Annotated in this window: 2 protein-coding genes and 1 pseudogene; all 3 read left to right on the top strand. The window is 34.9% G+C overall.

Going from position 1 to position 3,296, the window contains the following annotated elements:
• The first annotated feature begins 430 nt into the window (after window positions 1-430).
• On the top strand, window positions 431-2,728 hold the full coding sequence (locus ACRRVB_RS01590; protein ID WP_432466248.1) for a transglycosylase domain-containing protein: 2,298 nt from the start codon (window positions 431-433) through the stop codon (window positions 2,726-2,728).
• A 90-nt stretch (window positions 2,729-2,818) separates the two neighbouring features.
• Window positions 2,819-2,965 carry a hypothetical protein gene (locus ACRRVB_RS01585; RefSeq protein WP_432466247.1) on the top strand — a complete coding sequence of 49 codons (147 nt, stop codon included), beginning with the start codon at window positions 2,819-2,821 and terminating at the stop codon, window positions 2,963-2,965.
• Window positions 2,966-3,175: 210 nt separating this feature from the next.
• Window positions 3,176-3,296: pseudogene (locus ACRRVB_RS01580) on the top strand (transposase); the annotation flags it as partial.

Raw genomic sequence — 3,296 nt, 5'->3', positions numbered from 1 at the left:
GAATCGAATCAGATAACTGGAATAAAGGATGTTTCGGGTTAAGAAAACTAGATAAGCGTTGCTCAAACAAACGCTCAAGGCTATTATTTATTTTCTTAGATTTCATCCTTATTTTGCAAGCTTTTTATACAAAACAACTCTAAAACTGGTTATTAACCAATACAAATTTAACCATTTATTTGCTGATTAACAAATAATTATACAGTATTTCAGGACCGACTAATTAGCTGACTAATTTAAATGTAGAGATACGTTTTGTATGCCAGTTAGTGCTATTCTTACACAAGGTGCTATAGCTTATTATAGCCAAACTACACATGTTATTCAAAGCATATAGTAGACTGCAAAAAACAGATAAAATTTATAAAAATTTGTCTTAATAAATCAGTCCACTATATTTGGGAAAAGTTACATGGCAAGATTATAATATATGGAAAAAATAATACGCATACTATGGAAATGTTTTGCAGCAGCAATTATAAGTATTCCTACTTATCTTTTTTCTGTTCAAGTTGATTTTTACCATTTATATGGTAGCATGCCCTCAACAGAGTTGTTGGAAAACCCACAAAGCGAATTGGCTTCTGAGCTCTATGCTGTAGATGGCGTTTTGCTGGGCAAGTACTTTAGAAACAATCGGAGTTCTGTAACTTATGAAGAGATTTCGCCCAATATGATTCATGCGCTTATCGCCTCAGAGGATTATCGTTTTGAAAAACATGCTGGTATAGATTTAAGAGGCTTATTACGTGCCTTTTTTCTTTCGATTGTATTACAACAAAACAAAGGAGGGGGAAGTACGCTTACCCAACAGTTGGCTAAAAACCTCTTTAATATTAGAAAAGAGACAAACTATCGAGGAAGATGTTCACATATTCCCTTTCTTAGTAAATTGATACTTAAAACAAAAGAATGGATCTTAGCTGTTCAACTAGAACGTGCCTATACCAAGCAAGAGCTTATAGCCATGTATCTGAATACGGTTACCTTTGGGTCTAATACATATGGTATTAAAGTGGCTGCACATACATTTTTTAACAAAACACCGGCCGAATTACGCATAGAAGAAGCTGCGCTATTGGTAGGACTATTACGTGCACCTACCCGATACAGTCCTATCAAAAATCCTGAAAAAGCCAACCATATTAGAAACGTAGTATTAGGTCAAATGGTCAAGTATGGATTTTTAAAAAAAAATGATTATGATCTTATTTCGGAAATACCTACCGAGTTACACTATCAAGAAGAAAATTATGAAAAAGGCATAGCACCCTATTTTAGAGCAGTAGTACGTGATTTCCTATTAAAATGGACGCAAGAAAATGGATATGATCTTTTTTCAGATGGACTGCGCATCTATACAACCATTGATAGTCGGATGCAAGTGCACGCAGAAGCTGCTGTAAAAGAACACATGGCCCTGTTACAAGCTAAATTTGATGACCACTGGAAAGATCAAAATCCATGGATTCATGAAAATGGGAACGAAATAGCAGACTATATTGAAAAAGAAATAGAAAAAACACCATTGTACCAAAAGTTACGTAAAGATTATGGAACAGATACCAAATCAATTCATAGGGTATTACATACATCTCTACCCACTCTATTATTTTCCTGGAATGGGCCCATTCAAAAAATGATCACCCCTATAGAAGCTTTTAAACATCATCGAAGGATATTACAGGCCGGGTGTATGGCCATGGATCCCTATACAGGTCATATTAAAGCTTGGGTAGGTGGCATTGATTACAAATTTTTTCAGTACGATCATGTAAAACAGAGCAAGCGACAAACTGGTTCAACTTTTAAGCCTATTGTCTATACAGTAGCATTAGATAATGGTTTCTTGCCCACAGATCTAGTAACCGATGCACCCGTTACGTTTTTACAACCCAACGGTGAAATGTGGACACCTCAAAATGCCTGGAAAACCTATTCTGGCAAGCCCTATACCTTGCGTTATGCTATGGCTAAATCCTACAATTCTATCACAGCTTATTTGATTAAACAGATTGGTCCTCAGCAAGTTGTAGATTGTGCCAACCGAATGGGTATCAAAGGGCCTTTAGATCCGGTTCCTGCTATTTGTCTGGGTTGTAGTGATGCTTCTATTTATGAAATGGTAGGTGCGTATAGTACTTTTTTGAATGAAGGGGTGTGGACAGAACCTTTCTTTATTACCCATATTGAAGATAAGCATGGTAATATATTACAAACCTTTATTCCACAACATCGCGAAGCGATTCATAAAGATACCGCTGATCTTATGACTTATATGTTGCAAGGTGCGTTGGATGAAGGTGCTTTAAATAGTGTACCTATTGCCTTAAGAGAAGAGAACGATATAGCAGGAAAATCGGGTACCACCTCTAATCATTCCGATGGCTGGTTTATAGGGTTAACCCAGAATCTTTGTACGGGGGTTTGGGTAGGCGGAGAAGACCGCTGTATTCACTTTAGAGATTTTAAGCTAGGAAATGGTAGTGCAACCGCTCGTCCTATATGGGAAAAATTTATTATGAAATTATATAATGATCCTTATCTAACTTATAGAAAGGGGCCTTTGCTTGCAAACAGAATTTTTTCTGAAAGGGTAAAAAATATTATTCAAGGTAAATCTAATCCTCACTTGGGTCTATCTGGCCATAGATCTAATGATGCGTCGACTGATCTAGCTAATAAACAGAAAAAAGCTATAGCACTAGACATAGATAAGATACTTTAAGATTATAGTCGAGCGAAAAAACTGGACAAAGAATGACTTAAATTGTTTCCTATTTTAATAATTTTATTGTTTCAAAATGGAATTTATCAAATGGGAAGAAAAAAGGTCAGAAACTTTAGTTCAGTAGAGAAGACTAAAATAGTTTTAGATTTATTGCAAGAAGCATTAACGTTAGTAGAGTTATCGTCCAAATATGGAGTAACGGTTCGCTCGCATATGTTTGAAAAAAAACATTAAATTGGAGTTTTCTTTTACGTTAAGAACGTTTTTCTATGATGCATTGAAAAGAAATGTATTCCTAGTGAAATTACAATCTGTAATGTATAAGTGAAGCATATAAACCATAACGCATAGTTTATTTAATAAATAGATTGAAAATGATCCTATAGTTTGAAACAAAAATCTAATAAACTTAAAAATAAGTTACAAACTTAAATGCAGAGAGCTATAACCAAGCGATCCATCATTGAAACCATTATCGATCAGCTTAAAAATGTTAGTCCAATAGAACATTCCAGACATAGAAGTATACTTAATTTCTTTGTCAATTTGATAGCTGGAATTACAG

This window comes from Candidatus Cardinium hertigii (genome assembly GCF_050864855.1).
Classification (GTDB): Bacteria; Bacteroidota; Bacteroidia; order Cytophagales; family Amoebophilaceae; genus Cardinium; species Cardinium hertigii_C.
Note: the sequence above shows the minus strand (reverse complement) of the source record. Positions and strands in the feature narration are given on the sequence as shown.

Bases quoted from the DNA above. Each gene is read 5' to 3' on its own strand.
- ACRRVB_RS01590 (WP_432466248.1), top strand. From the start codon at position 431: ATGGAAAAAATAATACGCATACTATGGAAATGTTTTGCAGCAGCAATT.
- ACRRVB_RS01585 (WP_432466247.1), top strand. From the start codon at position 2,819: ATGGGAAGAAAAAAGGTCAGAAACTTTAGTTCAGTAGAGAAGACTAAA.